Origin of the sequence: Thermincola ferriacetica (genome assembly GCF_001263415.1) — a bacterium.
In the GTDB taxonomy this organism is placed as follows: domain Bacteria; phylum Bacillota; class Thermincolia; order Thermincolales; family Thermincolaceae; genus Thermincola; species Thermincola ferriacetica.
This window is the reverse complement of sequence record NZ_LGTE01000002.1, coordinates 113,598-130,258: the sequence shown is the minus strand read 5'-3', so window position 1 is coordinate 130,258 and position 16,661 is coordinate 113,598. Positions and strand designations below refer to the sequence as shown.

General features: G+C 45.9%; 18 protein-coding genes. 2 read left to right on the top strand and 16 right to left on the bottom strand.

The window, feature by feature from the left end:
• Positions 1 to 110: 110 nt before the first annotated feature.
• From Tfer_RS02275 to Tfer_RS02215, 13 genes are all read right to left on the bottom strand, one after another.
• Entirely contained in the window at positions 111 to 1,091 is a 981-nt protein-coding gene (locus Tfer_RS02275; protein ID WP_052216700.1) for an acyl-CoA dehydratase activase, read from the bottom strand.
• Positions 1,070 to 2,185: an acyl-CoA dehydratase activase-related protein gene (locus Tfer_RS02270; protein ID WP_052216699.1), complete on the bottom strand. Its 1,116-nt coding sequence runs from the start codon at positions 2,183 to 2,185 to the stop codon at positions 1,070 to 1,072. The genes Tfer_RS02275 and Tfer_RS02270 overlap by 22 nt, the downstream gene beginning before the upstream one ends.
• The gene (locus Tfer_RS02265) at positions 2,157 to 3,164 is read right to left on the bottom strand and encodes an acyl-CoA dehydratase activase-related protein (RefSeq protein WP_052216698.1); all 1,008 of its coding nucleotides are present in this window, start codon (positions 3,162 to 3,164) and stop codon (positions 2,157 to 2,159) included. The genes Tfer_RS02270 and Tfer_RS02265 overlap by 29 nt, the downstream gene beginning before the upstream one ends.
• Positions 3,165 to 3,443: 279 nt before the next feature.
• Complete coding sequence (locus tag Tfer_RS02260) at positions 3,444 to 4,988, bottom strand: spore germination protein (RefSeq protein ID WP_052216697.1); 1,545 nt, start codon at positions 4,986 to 4,988, stop codon at positions 3,444 to 3,446.
• Positions 4,951 to 5,559 (bottom strand): stage V sporulation protein SpoVABEA, encoded by a 609-nt coding sequence (gene spoVAEA / locus Tfer_RS02255; RefSeq protein ID WP_052216696.1) that lies wholly within the window; start codon positions 5,557 to 5,559, stop codon positions 4,951 to 4,953. The genes Tfer_RS02260 and spoVAEA overlap by 38 nt, the downstream gene beginning before the upstream one ends.
• A gap of 10 nt (positions 5,560 to 5,569) precedes the next feature.
• Positions 5,570 to 5,929, bottom strand: a complete 360-nt coding sequence (gene spoVAE / locus Tfer_RS02250; protein WP_052216695.1) for a stage V sporulation protein AE — start codon at positions 5,927 to 5,929, stop codon at positions 5,570 to 5,572.
• 4 nt (positions 5,930 to 5,933) lie between these two features.
• The gene (spoVAD, locus tag Tfer_RS02245) at positions 5,934 to 6,983 is read right to left on the bottom strand and encodes a stage V sporulation protein AD (protein ID WP_052216694.1); all 1,050 of its coding nucleotides are present in this window, start codon (positions 6,981 to 6,983) and stop codon (positions 5,934 to 5,936) included.
• A 14-nt stretch (positions 6,984 to 6,997) separates the two neighbouring features.
• Entirely contained in the window at positions 6,998 to 7,462 is a 465-nt protein-coding gene (gene spoVAC, locus Tfer_RS02240) for a stage V sporulation protein AC (protein WP_013120517.1), read from the bottom strand.
• A 76-nt stretch (positions 7,463 to 7,538) separates the two neighbouring features.
• Positions 7,539 to 7,733: a dodecin family protein gene (locus Tfer_RS02235; protein WP_013120518.1), complete on the bottom strand. Its 195-nt coding sequence runs from the start codon at positions 7,731 to 7,733 to the stop codon at positions 7,539 to 7,541.
• 215 nt (positions 7,734 to 7,948) lie between these two features.
• Positions 7,949 to 8,731: an RNA polymerase sporulation sigma factor SigF gene (gene sigF, locus Tfer_RS02230; RefSeq protein WP_013120519.1), complete on the bottom strand. Its 783-nt coding sequence runs from the start codon at positions 8,729 to 8,731 to the stop codon at positions 7,949 to 7,951.
• A 12-nt stretch (positions 8,732 to 8,743) separates the two neighbouring features.
• Complete coding sequence (spoIIAB, locus tag Tfer_RS02225; protein WP_052216693.1) at positions 8,744 to 9,190, bottom strand: anti-sigma F factor; 447 nt, start codon at positions 9,188 to 9,190, stop codon at positions 8,744 to 8,746.
• Between the two features lie 12 nt (positions 9,191 to 9,202).
• Positions 9,203 to 9,538 carry an anti-sigma F factor antagonist gene (gene spoIIAA, locus Tfer_RS02220; RefSeq protein WP_013120521.1) on the bottom strand — a complete coding sequence of 112 codons (336 nt, stop codon included), beginning with the start codon at positions 9,536 to 9,538 and terminating at the stop codon, positions 9,203 to 9,205.
• Positions 9,539 to 9,751: 213 nt separating this feature from the next.
• On the bottom strand, positions 9,752 to 10,873 hold the full coding sequence (locus Tfer_RS02215) for a D-alanyl-D-alanine carboxypeptidase family protein (protein WP_242843544.1): 1,122 nt from the start codon (positions 10,871 to 10,873) through the stop codon (positions 9,752 to 9,754).
• A 252-nt stretch (positions 10,874 to 11,125) separates the two neighbouring features.
• Between Tfer_RS02215 and Tfer_RS02210 the strand changes: the two genes are divergently transcribed.
• The gene (locus Tfer_RS02210) at positions 11,126 to 12,970 is read left to right on the top strand and encodes an APC family permease (protein ID WP_052216691.1); all 1,845 of its coding nucleotides are present in this window, start codon (positions 11,126 to 11,128) and stop codon (positions 12,968 to 12,970) included.
• An 88-nt stretch (positions 12,971 to 13,058) separates the two neighbouring features.
• Positions 13,059 to 13,844, top strand: a complete 786-nt coding sequence (locus Tfer_RS02205; protein WP_052216690.1) for an amidohydrolase family protein — start codon at positions 13,059 to 13,061, stop codon at positions 13,842 to 13,844.
• A 133-nt stretch (positions 13,845 to 13,977) separates the two neighbouring features.
• Here the strand turns inward: Tfer_RS02205 and Tfer_RS16455 are convergent, their stop codons facing one another.
• The 3 genes from Tfer_RS16455 to Tfer_RS02190 form a co-directional block, all read right to left on the bottom strand.
• Positions 13,978 to 14,286, bottom strand: coding sequence for a hypothetical protein (locus Tfer_RS16455; protein ID WP_052216689.1), 309 nt, complete (start codon positions 14,284 to 14,286; stop codon positions 13,978 to 13,980).
• 84 nt (positions 14,287 to 14,370) lie between these two features.
• On the bottom strand, positions 14,371 to 15,696 hold the full coding sequence (locus Tfer_RS02195; RefSeq protein ID WP_052216688.1) for a pyrimidine-nucleoside phosphorylase: 1,326 nt from the start codon (positions 15,694 to 15,696) through the stop codon (positions 14,371 to 14,373).
• On the bottom strand, positions 15,696 to 16,520 hold the full coding sequence (locus Tfer_RS02190; RefSeq protein WP_052216687.1) for a purine-nucleoside phosphorylase: 825 nt from the start codon (positions 16,518 to 16,520) through the stop codon (positions 15,696 to 15,698). The genes Tfer_RS02195 and Tfer_RS02190 overlap by 1 nt, the downstream gene beginning before the upstream one ends.
• Positions 16,521 to 16,661 lie beyond the last annotated feature (141 nt).

Here is a 16,661-nt window from a genome sequence, read left to right as displayed (position 1 = left end):
CCCTCCCCTGAAAAAATGGGTATCATTCAAGATACCCATCCAACAAGAATTGCCAGTTATACTAATTTTAACTTAGGTTTTTTTATTATGCAAGACGCAAACTCTGAAGCCTATACGGCATTCTGTTGGGCAGCCACGGAATTACTCCACTTCCCGCATTTGTCTCCCCAACGGGCCAACAAGTTGCTGCGTGCTCCGATTTCAATAACCTCACACAGGTTAGGACAGTCTTTACATTCAAAACTCGATGCCTGGTATTCATCCAGGACTGCCGAAAAACCGCGAAAATTGGTCTTGCCGCCTTTTGCGGCCACAGCTTCTTTGGCCAGGTGTGCCGCCCCTATGGCCCCCATGACGTCAAAATGTTCAGGAATCAAGATTTCCTGCTGCAAAGCTTTTTCAAAAGCCTTTTTGATACCTATATTTGCGGCAACGCCACCCTGGAAGATAATGGGGCTATTGATTTCTTTCCCTTTACCGACGTTATTCAGATAATTCCGCACCAAGGCTTCACATAACCCCGCCAATATATCGGGCAGGGAATGGCCCATCTGTTGTTTATGAATCATATCCGATTCGGCAAATACCGAACACCGGCCGGCAATGCGAACCGGGTTTTTGGCCCTAAGGGCAATGGCGCCGAAATCCTGAATAGGTAGGTTTAACCTGGCTGCCTGCTGGTCCAAAAAAGATCCTGTACCGGCTGCGCAAACCGTATTCATGGCAAAGTCTGTAACAATTCCGTCCCGCAGGATGATAATTTTTGAATCCTGCCCACCTATTTCCAGTATTGTCTGTACTCCCGGCACCTCGATTGAAGCAGCTACAGCATGGGCCGTAATTTCGTTTTTCACCGAATCGGCGCCGACGATTACCCCGGCCAGATGCCGTCCGCTGCCTGTCGTACCTACCGCACAGATTTCCACAGCGTCACCAAATTCATCCCTGAACAGCGCCAATCCTCTTTGTAAAGCTGCAATTGGTTGTCCCTGCGTTCGCAGATATAATTTTTTTAGAACCTTGCCTTCATGATCAAGTAAAACAATATTTGTGCTTACTGAACCAACATCTATCCCAAGAAATCCATACATTTTTTTGTACCCTCCTTATAATTTTTCCTGCGCCGCAGTAAATCCACAAAGGCTTCCAGTCTGGTAACTATCCCGGCGTCACCGGAATGTTCGTCCACAATTAAGGTATAGGTAGGTATATCTTTATCCCTGCTCACCGTAGGCAAAATACTTTCAGCTATAATTTCCGGCATACAGGTAAATGGCGCAACCTGTATAACTCCGTCGTAACCCTGCTGTGAAAATATTACAGCGCTTCCTATACTTTCTTGTCCGTGCCCGCCTACAGTATGGTTAACATAAGGCAAAGCCATTAATTTCGATTCTTTACTGCTTTTCATCTTTAATAATCCCATAAACAAATGGTCGTTGATCCACTGGCTCAGGTAGATGGACCTTTCCACTTCCACCCCGAGCTTGCCGAGGTTTCTTTCGATTTCCAGGTTGACAAAGGGTTCCAGGAGAACATATATTTCCCCTACCAGACCGATTCTGATGATGTCCCTGTTCCTGTTCACCTCCACTTTTTTCAGAGCTTCACCGATTTTCTTCTCCACATCTGCCAGCTCTTGCGGGCTCTCTGCCCGGTCAATCCAATGCAAAGCCTTTTGATAAACCTGGTCGGCATGGCCCTGTTCCAGTTCACGGGGTCGTAAGTAATGTATACTTTGCTCCAGCCGGTCAGCGACCACGGCTTTTAACCAGCCGAAGCGTATTGCTTTAATAATTCTGAGCCAGGACTGGTTATCGGCCACTTCCTTAATCTTGGCCAGGAGCTCTGAAATATGCTTTTGAGGTGGTTCAAGAACAATCATTTTATAATTCAATCCCAGGTCTTCTATTATTTCCTTCTGCACCTGAGCATAATAACCAAACCGGCATGGTCCTACTCCCCCTGCCATTAAGATGGTGTCGGCTCCCTGCTCATAAGCCTCAATAAAATTACCCAGATTAACCTTCATAGGCAGGCAGGCAAATTCGGGACTGTTTTGTACCCCTAATACCATGGTTTTTTTGCTGGTCCGCGGCGGTACGACTACCTCCACCCCCAGGTAATTAAGCATGGCTTTTAAACATATATACATATTACCCATGTGCGGAAAGGTTACTTTCATTAGACTTCCTCCATCTGATCATATCTACAAAGGCTTCCAACCTCGTCACTATACCGGCTTCGCCTGTATGCTCGTCAATAGTAAGATTGAGAAAGGGTTTGCTTTTATTGCGTTTTATTTTTCTCTCAATGAGTTCACCGGTAAAAGAATCCGGACCACACCCGAATGCCGCCACATGAATTATACCGTCAATGTCTTCCCTCTGCATGAAGTGGAAGCTGGCCCCCACCATTTTCCTTCCCATAGTCCAAAAAAGCCTTTTTGGCAATAATGATGCCTTGTTCTCAACTTCATCATGGGGAATATTATCAGCCGTTAACACCTGCACGCCCAGGTTTATGAGCTTAGTTATCAGGTTCATACTGATATACCGGTCATAAATGTTATAGCCATGACCAATCAATGCAATTTTTAAATCTCCTGCGGCGGGGGACGCATAATCTTGCGCCACCAACCCCCTGGCCATCTCTTCAATGGCTTTATCAGGCATATAGCCCGCCTCCGTTAACTTGATAAAATTATTTAACTGTTCCATTCCTTTTCTATAAGCAAGCCAGATTTTAGCCGGGTTGGACGTGAATATTTTCCCTGCTTCATATATTGCCTTGTATATATTGGCGGGCTTTTTACTAAGGTTGACAGTAATATCAATAAGTTTGGGCAGGTTTTTAATGTTATGCCGGATCATATCAGGTAAACCCAGGAACTTCGGGCAGATAAATGCCTTTTTTTCCACACTGACTAACCGGGGTACAAAAATATAATCTACCTGATCGCATAATTCGATAACATGTCCGTAAAAGACCTTAACAGGCAAACATACTTCGTCAACCGCTTCTTTTACGCCATTGTCCAGAATTCTTTTCGTGGTTTTACCCGATACTATTACCTCCGCTCCCAACTCCTCAAAAAAGGCTTTCCACATAGGAAAATAACTGTAGTAGAGCAATGCGCGGGGTATTCCAACTTTAACTGGCATGGAAATATTATCCTCCTTTCATACATAACAATTTTTATTATTAGCATTTTTTCTCTTTTTATTCCTCGAAACCAACAAAATGGTAATGCGCAATTTCGGCACAAATTGCTTTCCTTAAAAGTCAGGCCGCCTCCCGTCCATAGGCACTCAACTTAAGTTGAGTACCGGACTTCCCGGCGGCCTTCACCATCTTCAAACATGCGGGAACCTCCTGCCTTTTTGTTTCCGGTTTTGCGAGCGCCGAAAATATTTAAGTTCCCCCACTCATCGCTTGCCAAATTAATTTTTCTTTCCGGATAAACGGTTTTGATTTCTAACCTTCCGGGGCAACCTTTTTTTGACCGGAGCGGCAGAAGGCTGCCTGGTAGTATCAATTGGTCTTAATATACTCGGACGGATGTTTTTCATCGGTAACGTGGGCCGAACCAGTAAGTGCTTCAGAGCCGCCCAGTTAAAGGGAATTAACGGCCATAAATACGGCACTCCAAAAGGTTTGGTCCGGGCAACTAAAATTAAAATTGCGCCAATTCCGATAATTAACCCCGGTAGTTTTAAAGCTCCCACCATCAATAGCAGGAACAGCCGGAAAATCCGATTGGCCATCCCCAACTCATAGCTGGGAGTGGCAAAAGTACCGACAGCCGCTACTGCCAAGTAAAGTATTACCTCGGCAGTAAACAATCCCACATTGATTGCCACATCCCCAATCATAAATGCAGCAATCAAACCCAGAGCCGTTGCCAGGGGCGTAGGGGTATGGATAGTTGACTGCCTGATCATGTCAAGACCAATTTCGGCTATAATTAACTGCAGTAGCAGCGGGACTTCGCCAGGTTTTTCCACCCCTATAAATTTTAGCGATGCCGGTAAAAGCTGCGGCTCAATGCTGAATAAATACCATAACGGCAATACAAACAAAGAAGCAAATACCGCAATAAACCTTACCCACCTGAGATATACACCAATAAATGCATTCTGCCTGAATTCCTCGGCATGCTGCAAATGGTGAAAATAAGTAGCGGGTGCAATAATTACGCTGGGAGACGTATCCACTATCACTAAAACATGCCCTTCCAGTAAGTGGTCCGCCGCCACGTCGGGCCGCTCGGTATAACGCACCTGTGGTAAAGGGTTCCAGTTGCCGGTGGTAATATACTCTTCTACAGATTTTTCCGCCATGGGCAGACCGTCAATTTTGATGTCCATAATTCTTTGCTTGATTGTTTTCACAAGGTCAGGATTGGCCACATCCTCCAGATAAGCCACGCAAATATCAGTTTTGGACCTGACCCCGGCCTGCAAAATTTCCGTTCTCAGGCGCGGGTCTCTGAGCCGCCGCCGGATTAAGGCGGTATTAAAAAGTATGGTTTCTGTAAACCCATCTCTGGAACCCCTGACTACCCGCTCGATATCAGGCTCTTCCGGATTTCGGCCCGGATACTGGCGGGCCTCAATCAAAATGGCTTCCTCCATACCATCGACTATAAGCGCCAGGAAACCGGCCAACACCTTGTTGACTACATCCTCCAGCTTATCGGTAGGAGCTGCCTTAACGTAAGTGACATATTTGGCTAACAGTTTGTGCAAGGTGTTAGGCGTTAGGTTCTCGCGTTCCAGGAAGGCAAAATTCTGCATTATTTCAACAATGGGCAAATCCTTTATCAACCCGTCTACGAACAAGATGGCGGCCTTTTTACCGGCTATCTCAAACTCCCGCCAGGCCACGTCATAACTTACGCCAATTCCCAACACGTTTTTCAACATTTCCGCATTTTCATCAAACTTTTTACTTACCCGGGTCTTTGGAGCCATCGTTTCTTCCATTTTTATATCCACTCCTGTTAATTACTTCCTGTAGCGCTAGTGTTGTTAACGGCGCTCCATTAGAGATATCGTCTGCCATGTCCATTTTGCCAATGTCACCCAGTCCGATAATGACTTTCACATCCAGAGAATTCAAGACGCTGACCGTATCCCCTTCCAGATATTTATGATTAGCCGGTTCTGGCTGTCCATATTTATCGACGGGCCCGTCGACTATCACGCCGTCCCTGGTAATTGACTTATCTACCCTGGTTCCCTGAATACCAGATGTATTGGAAGCCACGGCCACCACCCCTAATACATCTATCTCGGGGTGCCGGACCACGTAATCCAGGACTTGTTCTCCTTTACCAAACCCCGTGTTTCCGCGATCGTCAACCATTAAGACAACCGGGTCATGAGGCGTCAGCTTAATCAGTTCTACAGCTTGCTGGCCCGATATTGGCGTGGGGTTTCCGGCAGACAGTGAAATGCACCGGGCGCCGACATTCCTGGCAGCAATCTCCACAGTCCTTTTTGCCACCATGTCTCCATCGGTAACAATAATAACTTTTCTGGTTTGCTTTTTCATAAATTTCCACTTATTCTCCTTTGGGAGTGAATGCCACCGCCACCAAGTAACCAAATATTACAGCGGCGCCAATTCCTACAGAAGCTGCTTCGATACCCCCGCCAAATGCTCCGAGCAGTCCTTTCTCCGTAACTCCCTTAATGGCACCCTGCGCCAAAATATGACCAAAACCCGGCAACGGGACCGTTGCCCCTGCGCCGGCCAAATCAATCAAGGGCTGATATAAACCCATGGCGCTTAGTATGGCGCCGGCCGTTACAAAGCTAACCAGTATATGGGAGGGAGTTATCCGGTAACTGGTCAAATCGATGAGTAATTGACCGATAACACAAATTCCGCCCCCGATTATAAATGCTTTAAAATACTCCATAAGCTCAACCTCCTGACAAACTATATGCATCCATCACCACGGCATGGGCCACTCCGGGAATCGATTCACCCTGTAGCGTGGCAGTAGGGCTTAATAAAGCGCCGGTACCAATTGCCAGTACTCTCTTATACTTCCCTGCCTTCATTTGCCCCAGTATATAGGAACTAAGAACTACCGCCGAACAACCGCAACCGCTGCCTCCGGCATGGGTATCCTGGGATGGGTCAAAAATCAATATACCGCAATCGGTAAAATTCTTCGACATATCATAGCCGGCCTGTTTTACCAGTTGTATAGTTAAAGAATGGCCTATACTGGCTAAATCGCCGGAAATAATCAGGTCATAATCAGAAGGCTGCCTGGTCGTTTCTTTAAAATGGGCGACAATTGTATCTGCAGCGGCCGGGGCCATAGCTGAACCCATATCATTGGCGTCTTTGATCCCCAGGTCGATAACCTTGCCGATAGTTACATGGGTTACGGCAGGGCCGATCCCTGTTCCGCTTACTACCATGGCACCTGCTCCCGTGACCGTCCACTGAGCCGAAGGAGGACGTTGGACGCCCAGTTCTGTTGGAAACCGATACTGTCGTTCAGCCGTATCATAATGGCTGGAAGCCGCGACGGCAACATTATTGGCAAATCCTCCATCTATCAGCATTGAGCCCAAACACAGACTTTCCACCATGGTGGAACATGCTCCATATAAACCAATAAAAGGTATTCCCAGGTCACGGGCGGTAAAGTTAGCGGAGATTATTTGGTTGAGCAGGTCTCCGGCCATAAAAAAATCAATATCTTTCGTCGTCAGGTTAGCCTTTTGTAAAGCCATATTTACGGCATCCTTCAGCATTTTGCGTTCAGCTTTTTCCCAGGTTTTTTCACCGGCCAGGGTATCAGGCAGTACCAGGTCAAAAATATTTCCCAGCGGGCCTTGTCCTTCTTTGGGACCCACAATGGCAGCGGCCCCCACGATAACAGGTGGGTTAGCCAACTGAAAGGTTTGCTTACCAAGCTTTTTTACTGCTCTGTTTACTACTGTGGTTTCAACCATTTACTAACCCCCCACTACTTCGTTAAATAAACTACCAGCCCAATGAGCCACGAAGTGACAAATCCACAAACCAATACCGGACCGGCCAAAGTAAAAATTTTCGCCCCTGTTCCCAGAACCATGCCTTCCCTGCGAAACTCCAAGGCCGGAGCAACAATGGAATTGGCAAACCCGGTAATTGGCACTATGGTCCCCGCGCCGGCATACTTAGCAATAGAATCGTAAACGCCTAACCCTGTCAGCAGGGCCGCCACAAATACCAGTGTTGCTGAAGCAGCCGTACTGGCCGCCCTTTGATCCAGTCCAAACTGCATATATATGTTAATAAGCGCCTGGCCTATAATGCAGATCAAACCGCCGAAAAAGAAAGCGCCGATAACATTTCTTAGCACAGGCGGTTTGGGTTTTGTTTGCTGGACCATTTGTTGATAAACAATTTTTTGCAGTTGCTGGTCCGAAGGCTCAATATGATCTGCCAAATCCTATCTTCCTTTCTAATTTTTTATAAATCTTTATAAATAACTGAGAAGGACACCCTGGGTGTCCTTCCAAAACCTAATCAGTGTAAGCAATTTTTACATTTGCTTTAAAATCAACAAGTTTCCCGTTATGAACGTCTGCAGTAAGGTTGTAAATCTCAACCCCGGTAATGTTGTCATGGTATTTCATAGCCTCGTTCACTGCATTTTGTACCGCGTCTTTCCAGTTGTCCTTAGATTCTCCAATAACTTCTGCCACTTTGACGTACATCTTAAAGCTCCTCCTTACAATATTTTTTGCCCTGTCAGGGCATTTTTATCTCCTGACGGTTCTAAATGTATTATGCGTTAAAAGAGGTTATTTCATGCAAACAAAGTAATTAATGTGGATATTAAAACTTCTGTTTGAAGCTGTAAAAAATAATGACCGTAGATTCCTCCGGCATTATACCTTTGGGAAAATCTACGGCTTTTACCCGCGTAATTTCAGTTTCTATCATTTAAACCAATCATCGATCGGATTGTTTTCAAAGCCTGTCTTTCTATGCGTGACACCTGAACCTGAGAAATCCCCAGAATCTCTGCTACCTGGGTTTGGGTTTTATCTTCAAAAAATCTTAGCAAGAGAACTTTTTTTTCTCTTTCGGGCAGTTTTTGCAAAACATCTTTCAGGGCCATATGCTCAAACCATTGGCCTTCATCGCCGGATGATCCGGTTATCGCATCCATAACGTAGATGGGGTCTCCGTCATCCTGGTAAAGAGTTTCATATATTGAAGTGGGCAATTGCGAAGCTTCCATAGCGTTAACAATTTCCTCCCTCTCCATGCCCACCTCTTTGGCAATCTCACTTATGGTCGGGTCCCTACCCAGTGAAGCTGACAATTTTTCCCGCGCCCGGTTAATTTTATTGGCTGTTTCCTTAACGGAGCGGCTCACTTTCACTGGATTGTCATCACGTAAAAATCTTCTTATTTCACCGATAATCAGAGGAACAGCGTATGTAGAAAATTTCACATCATAGCTTAAGTCAAATTTATCTATCGCTTTGATCAGCCCAATAGTGCCTATCTGGAAAAGGTCTTCAGGTTCGTAGCCCCTGTTGCAAAATCGCTGTACCAGATTAAATACCAGCTTTAAGTTACAGTTAACTAATTTTTCACGTGCCGCCTGGTCGCCGTTTTTTGCTTTTATAAGAAGTTCTTTCATTTCTTTGTCGGATAACAGAGGGAACCGCGGCAGATTCATTTCTGATAACCGGGTACTCATTGCTTCACACCCCTAATTATCCTGTTTGTCAACAGTTTTGCTTGGCTTTTTTGTGAGTTTAACAGTAGTGCCCTGACCCGGTGCAGAATCTACCTGTACGGAATCCATAAAAGACTGCATAAAAGAAAAGCCCAGTCCCATTCTCTCCGGCGTGGTGCTATATGCAGGCTGCATGGCCTGTTGGATGTCGGCAATTCCCACGCCATTGTCTTTAATCTCTACTTCTAAAACATCATTATCGTAAATGACGGCATTTATTCCAACCATGCAATCGGTTTTACTAGCATAACCGTGAATTAGACTGTTGGAAACGGCTTCCGAGACAGCGACTTTAATTTCTTCCAGGTCTTCCAGCGTAAAATCCAGTTGAGCCGCAAAAGCTGCCACAGTTACCCTGGCCAAAGCCACGTTTTCCGGTAAACTTAATATCTCTATGCTCATTTTGTTTTTAAGTTTCATGGTCGCTCCTCCTTACATCGCCTGCAGCGCCTCTTCTTCTGCACTGTAACAGTCAATTATTTTTTGGATACCGGATAACTCCAGTATTCTGTTAACCTGTGGCTGCGCCCCAATAATAGCCATTTTTCCTCCCAATTGGCTGATGCGCTTGTATCGGCCCAAAATTACGCCTAAACCGGAACTGTCAATAAACCCAACGTCTGATAGATCCAAAACAACATTTTTAACCAACCCTTCATCCAACTGCTTATCTATATGGCACCTGATGTTATCGGCAACAGCCATGTCAAAATCACCGGTTAGTTTTACCAGCAAAACACTTTCTTTATATTCAGACGAAATGCACATGGTAAACCCCTCCCAAAATAAATGCTTTGTCGGTATTCTACAAGGCGCAATTTTTTTCCTGCTAATTAATGGCAAAACAATTGTAAGGTTTTGTCGAAAGTAGAAAGTCCAAATTACCACTGGCGGGACATTGATGCCCGGAACGACTGGAATAGCTCGTATCAGTCGGTGCGGTGATTTGGACTTGGAGTAAATTCAGATATCTGGTTTAATCTATTCTGCCGGGGTGATGGTAGAACGGACAAGCTTAACGATGTGTTTAAAGACGCCGCCTTTTTCCACATCACGGGCTGCCACTAAATTAACCTTTAAAACCTGTTCTTTATCTTTCATTACAGTGACTTGGCCTACCTTTTGCCCCTTTTTGACGGGAGCCTTAACATAAGGTACCAGGTCAAGCTTATAGGTAACTGACTTTTTCTCGCCCTTGGGAACGACTATAGCCACATCGGAGGCCGTTACCGCATCCACCCAGTCCCATTGTCCTTTACTCACCCGGATCTTACCAAGTTTTTTTCCTTGTTCGGCGATGTTGGCAGCTTCATAGCGGGCAAATCCGTAATTGTATAATCTCATGGATTCCCGGAAATGGCTGCGGGGTTCCGGCGTAGCCATAACAACGGCGATTAACCGCAGACCGTTGCGCTTGCAGGTGGACGCAAGACAGTATTTTGCTTCCGACGTCCACCCCGTCTTGCCGCCGTCACATCCATCATACCACCACAGCAGTTTGTTGGTATTCCAGAGGACAAACTCCCCACCGCGCAAGTCATAACGTTTTATGGAAGTAAGCTTACTGAAAAGGGGATATTTTAAAGCTTCCCTCATCATAACAGCCAAGTCCCGGGCAGAGGTATAATGTCCTTCTGCCGGAAGCCCATAGGCATTGGCAAAATGAGTATGTTTAAGGCCTAGTTCTTTGGCCTTTTCGTTCATCATCTTAACATATGCTTCATGAGAGCCGGCTATGTGTTCAGCCACAGCAACACAGGCATCGTTTGCCGACCCCACAGCTATGGAAATCAGCATTTCCCGCATGGACAGTTCTTCGTTTGGCTCCAGATAAACCTGGGAACCTCCCATCCCGGAAGCATTTTCGCTGGTAACTACTTTGTCAGACAGAGAAATTTTCCCTTTGGCCAGTTGTTCCAGGGCAACCAGCAAGGTCATAACCTTGGTTACACTGGCCGGCGGCCTTTCCACATCAGCCGCTTTTTCAAACAGTACTTTACCCGTCACTGCATCGATAAGTATAGCAGATTCTGCCGTAGTTTCCAGCAAAGGCTGCTGTTCAGGAGCAGCAAAACCCTGCGTGGGAAACAGTATGGTTATCATGGTTGTTAACAAGAAAAGACCAATTAGTTTCTTCAATTTGTAGTCCAAAATAATTTCCCCCTTAAATGCTTTTTCGTATTAACAGTATTTCTTGATATGGCTAAAATTATGTGCGCCATGTAGTAGTATTCCCCGCTCGATTTAACAGCCACCTGTATAATTGCGGAGAATTTGGCAACATTACTTTGTTAGTATAAATTTTTCAAACCTGTTTCGGAAGAGAAGATCAATCCATGGAGGTAGCATCAATTTATGTTAAAACTGCTGCGGCAAATTGTCATAGGTAAACCGTTAGAATCAGCCAGGATAACGCACGAACGCTTCTCAGTTCTAAAAGGGCTGGCCATCCTGTCATCGGATGCTTTATCGTCGGTAGCCTATGCCGGTGAAGAAATCCTGCACGTCCTGGTTCCTGTTATAGGTTTGGCCTCTTTTCATTTTATTGCTCCTATTTCGGCAGCAATAGTTATATTGCTTTTTATTGTGGCTTTCAGCTATATGCAGATTATTGACGCCTTTCCCAAAAGCAGCGGTGGCGCTTACATCGTTTCCAAGGAGCACCTAGGTATTTACCCGGGCCTTGTAGCGGGAGCAGCTCTTCTCTTTGATTATATTTTAACTGTTGCAGTCTCTGTTTCCGCCGGTGTTGCCGCTTTTATTTCCGCTTATACCCCGCTGGACAAGTATAGGGTGTTACTGTGCCTGCTGGTGGTACTCACTTTGGTTCTTCTTAACCTGAGAGGTATAACGGAATCAGCAACCATTTTCAGCTATCCTACTTATTCATTTATCTTCGGTATGTTTGTGTTGATAGTTTACGGATTATACAAACTGTTTGCGGGCCACCTACCGGCCTCACACCTGGCGGCTGCCACAGCCCAGGTTAACCTGAGTTCCCTAGCTCTAGTCTGGCTAGTTTTAAGAGCCTTTTCTTCCGGCTGTGCAGCTTTAACCGGTGTGGAAGCCGTAAGCAACGCTGTACCTAATTTCAAGGTACCGGAAAACAGAAATGCCAAAATAGTTTTAACTTTGTTAGCCTTTTTGCTGTTTTTCATGTTCAGCGGTTTAACCATCCTTACCCAGCAGTTGGGAGTTACACCAACAGAAAACATGACTGTTATTTCTCAGGTAGCCAAAATTATTTTTGGTAAAGGGATCCTGTTTTACCTGTTCCAGGCCGCCACTTTTTTAATCCTGGCCCTGGCCGCGAACACTGCCTTTGCCGGTTTTCCCATGCTTGCTTCATTGATGGCCCGTGATGGCTTTTTGCCACGTTATCTTGCTTTGCGCGGAGATCGCTTAGTCTTCAGCAACGGTATTGTCTTATTGGGATTTTTGGCAGCTCTTTTGCTCATCATTTTTGACGGAATTACGACTCGTTTGATTCCCCTTTATGCGGTCGGCGTTTTTACTTCTTTTACTTTAGCCCAAACAGCGATGGTAAAAAGATGGCTGGCCCATCAAACAGGAAAATGGCGCACCAAACTTGCAGTTAACGGGATAGGGGCCATTGTTACAGGCATGGTTACCCTGGTAATTGCCACTACCAAGTTCACCCATGGAGCCTGGGTAGTTTTTATCATTATAGTCGCAATGGTCTACCTTTTCAGTAAAACAAACAAACATTACGCCGATGTTAAGAAGCAGCTAGATTTTGACAATTATAGAGTTCCGACCGGCTTAAAGCATAAAATTATAATCCCGGCCGCAAGTTTGACCAATGTGGTCGCCAATACCATAGATTATGCCCGAAAGCTAAGTGATGACATCAAAGTAGTACACATATCCATTGATAAGGAATTTACCGATAAATTCCGTAAAAAATGGGAAGCCTGGAATCCCGGTATTGAACTGGTAATTATCGATTCTCCATATAGATCTGTTTTAGAACCGCTGATGAATTACATCCGGGAAGCAGACAGAAATAAGAAGCCAGGTGAAGTGGTAACAGTTTTGATCCCTGAATTTGTTACCTGCCGGTGGTGGCACCGGTTCCTGCATAACCAGACAGGTTTGATGCTGCAAAACCTGCTTGTATTCCAGACGGATGTTGTGGTGACAACGGTGCCCTTCCATTTAAAAGAATGTGAATTTTGATCTTTTTTAAGAAGGATTTTGTTCGATTTTATCGAACATGATTAGTTATTGTTTTTTACCTATGGTGTTTATTCTGGGGAGGTAAACCATGGCGATTATTGATTTCCATACTCACGCATTTCCAGAAAAAATTGCCCATTTAGCCGTCAATCAACTGGCTAATCATTATAAAATCAGCATTGCCGGTATGGGAACCTTGTCAGACCTGCTGCAGTCGGCTCAGGAAGCAGGCATTACCAAGTTATGCCTCCACGCTGCTGCCACTAATCCGGACCAGGTACAGATAAACAATAATTGGATAGCCAAACAGTGTTCAGATCACATTATCGGTTTCGGCAGCATTCACGTTGATTACCCCGATCCCTTTTCTGAACTTGACCGCATGGAAACGCTGGGCTTAACGGGTATCAAATTTCATGCCGAGTTTCAGCAGTTTGCCATAGACGATCCCCGCATGTGGCCTGTCTACGAAGCAATAGAAGACCGCTTCCTGGTGATGTTTCATGTTGGTGACCGCAAGTCAGACCTTTCTCATCCTGCCCGCCTCAAACGGGTTATAGAATCCTTCCCCAAAATGAAAATCATTGCCGCCCACCTGGGTGGGTGGTCTAAATGGCAGGAAGCAAAAGATTACCTGCTGGGAAAGGATATTTACATAGATACCTCAAGCACCACCTGGATTCTTCCCCCGGTAGAAATAGCCCGTTTAATCAGATCTCACGATATAAATAAAGTCCTGTTCGGTACCGATTACCCCGTCGCCAAACATAAGCAGGAACTGGAAGCCTTTCACCGGATACCGTTGACCTCCGCAGAAAGGGAAAAGATTCTCTGGAAAAACGGAGCCGATCTTTTGGCTGGCAGACAGCAGTAAAAATTACACGAGTTTTTTATTAAAACCCGCATCGCAGCAGCATAAAAGTACAGTAAGAACTGTACTTTTTTATGTTAACTTTCCTCAAAACAGGGGTGGCAATTAAACATAAGTTTAAATAATATAAAATGAACTAACCTAAAAGGGAGTGACCTATTCTATGAATAAATTTGAAGTTGATGGCGGTTTCACACCCGGCTTTCCCGGCTTCGGACCCGGTTTCCCTGGCTTCGGACCCGGTTTCCCTGGCTTCGGACCCGGTTTCCCTGGCTTCGGACCCGGTTTCCCTGGCTTCAGGCCCGGTTTCCCTGGCTTCGGACCTGGCTTCCCTGGCTTCAGGCCCGGTTTCCCCGGCTTCGGACCTGGCTTTGGACCTGGCTTTGGACCTGGCTTCCCTGGCTTCAGGCCCGGTTTCCCCGGCTTCGGACCTGGTTCTGGCCAAAAATTCGGACCCTGATTTTAGCCCTCTTCCATTAAATTTTTTTCGGATAACCTGAAGCCCCCTTCCGTATAAGGGGGCTTCAGGTTATATCCTATAACTTCCCGTCTCATCGACATACCCAAAAATTAACGGGCGGTCAAGGGGTTTTTCATTTTTTATTGTATAAGCTGCCAGTAGTATACGCTCTGCATCCCTCGCTCTATGTTCATCGTTATAGTAAATGGTAGCCAATATTTCTCCTGACTTGACTTCCTCGCCCCGTTTTTTGTTAATTATAATGCCCACAGCCGGGTCGATAACGTCTTCTTTTGTTTCGCGGCCTGCTCCCAGTACCATGGCAGCTATACCCACCTGTTCTGCATTAATGGCATAGACATAACCGTCTGCCGCTGCTTTAAGCGGCAAGGAATACTTCGCTTCCGGCAATAGTTCTTCGTTTTCGATAACAGTACCATCGCCGCCCTGGGCTTCCACCAGTTCTTTCAATTTCGACAGGGCCGCCCCGGATTTCAACAACTCCTCCAAAATTTTCCGGCCTTCGTCGTAAGTATTCGCCCTGCCTCCAAGTACAAGCATTCTACTGCCTAACGTATAACACAATTCCGTCAGGTCGGCCGGACCTTTATCTTTAAGAGTCAAAATAGCTTCTTTTACTTCCAGAGCATTGCCTACAGTGTTGCCCAAAGGCTGGTCCATATCGGTTACTACCGCTGTTGTTTTCCGGCCTACCTTGGCGCCGATGCCAACCATGGTGGCGGCAAGCTTAAAAGCATCTTCTTCTGTTTTCATAAAAGCACCACAGCCTGTTTTTACATCCAGCACTATGGCGTCAGCTCCGGCAGCTATTTTTTTGCTCATGATACTGCTGGCAATAAGGGGAATTGAATCTACCGTGGCCGTAACATCGCGTAAAGCATACAATTTTTTATCAGCAGGCGTGAGGTTGCCCGTCTGCCCGGCCACGGCAATTTTTATTTGGTTTACATTGTTGAAAAACTGTTCCTTCTTAATTCCCGTTTGAAAACCGGGAATTGATTCCAGCTTGTCAATGGTTCCGCCGGTATGCCCCAGACCCCGGCCCGACATTTTGGCCACCGGCACCCCAGCTGCCGCTACCAGTGGGCCAAGTACAAGGGTAGTTTTGTCTCCCACGCCCCCAGTAGAATGCTTGTCTACTTTTATCCCCTCGATAGGTGAGAGGTTCACCTGTTCCCCTGACCTAACCATGGCCATAGTCAGGTCGGCCGTCTCCCGCTCGGTCATTCCCCGGAAAAACACAGTCATGGCCCAGGCGGACATCTGGTAATCAGCTACCTTACCGGACATATATCCCTCAATGAGGAAGTTGATTTCTTCAGTGGACAGTTCCTGTCCGTTTCTCTTTTTTAAAATAATATCGTAAGCCCGCACTAAATTTTCACCTCTCGGACAATGCCCCTAACCAGCTTGATAAACTTATCCCTTACCCGGTTAGCTGTTTCCATTACTTCCTCATGACTAAGTTTCTGCGGCAGTACTCCGGCTGCCATGTTGGTTATGCAGGAAATGCCCAGCACCCGCATACCTCCATGATTAGCCACTATTACTTCGGGCACCGTGGACATTCCCACGGCATCAGCGCCGATATACCGGAGGTACTTTATTTCCGCCGGAGTTTCGTAAGAAGGACCCGCCAACCCGGCATATACGCCTTTCCTGTATTCAATCTTTTCTTCCCTGGCCACTCTTTCGGCCAGTTTCCGCAAACCCTTGTTATAAGCCTCAGACATATCAGGAAACCTGGGGCCGAACTCCTCTTCATTGGGCCCCAGCAACGGGTTGGTACCCATTAAATTGATATGGTCTTCAATAATCATTAGGTCTCCCGGCGCAAAGGCATGGTTGATACCACCTGCGGCGTTGGTAACAAGCAGGATTTTTATCCCCAATAACTGCATCACCCGTACCGGATACACCACTTCTTTAATGTGATATCCCTCATAATAATGGAACCGCCCGTTCATAAGCAAAACCTTTTTCCCTTCCAGCCGCCCGAAAACCAACTGGCCGGCGTGGCCTTCCACTGTTGAAACGGGAAAATTAGGGATATCCTTATAATCTATAACTTTTTTATCTTCCACGGCATCGGCAAGAATACCTAAACCGCTGCCTAAAATCATGGCCAAATCTGCCTTCTCGGTAAACTTATCCCTGATAAAATTTACTGTCTCCTGAAATTTTGCTTTTTCCGACATATGTACCAGTCCCCCTATATATGTTTATAAAGTCTGTGCCGCTAACTGTAGCGGTGAAAGAACCGTTGCTCCAAAAAAATCACCACAGATTCTATTAAATAATTCTCCGTGTCCTCCGTGTACTCCGTGGTTCTAATAAAT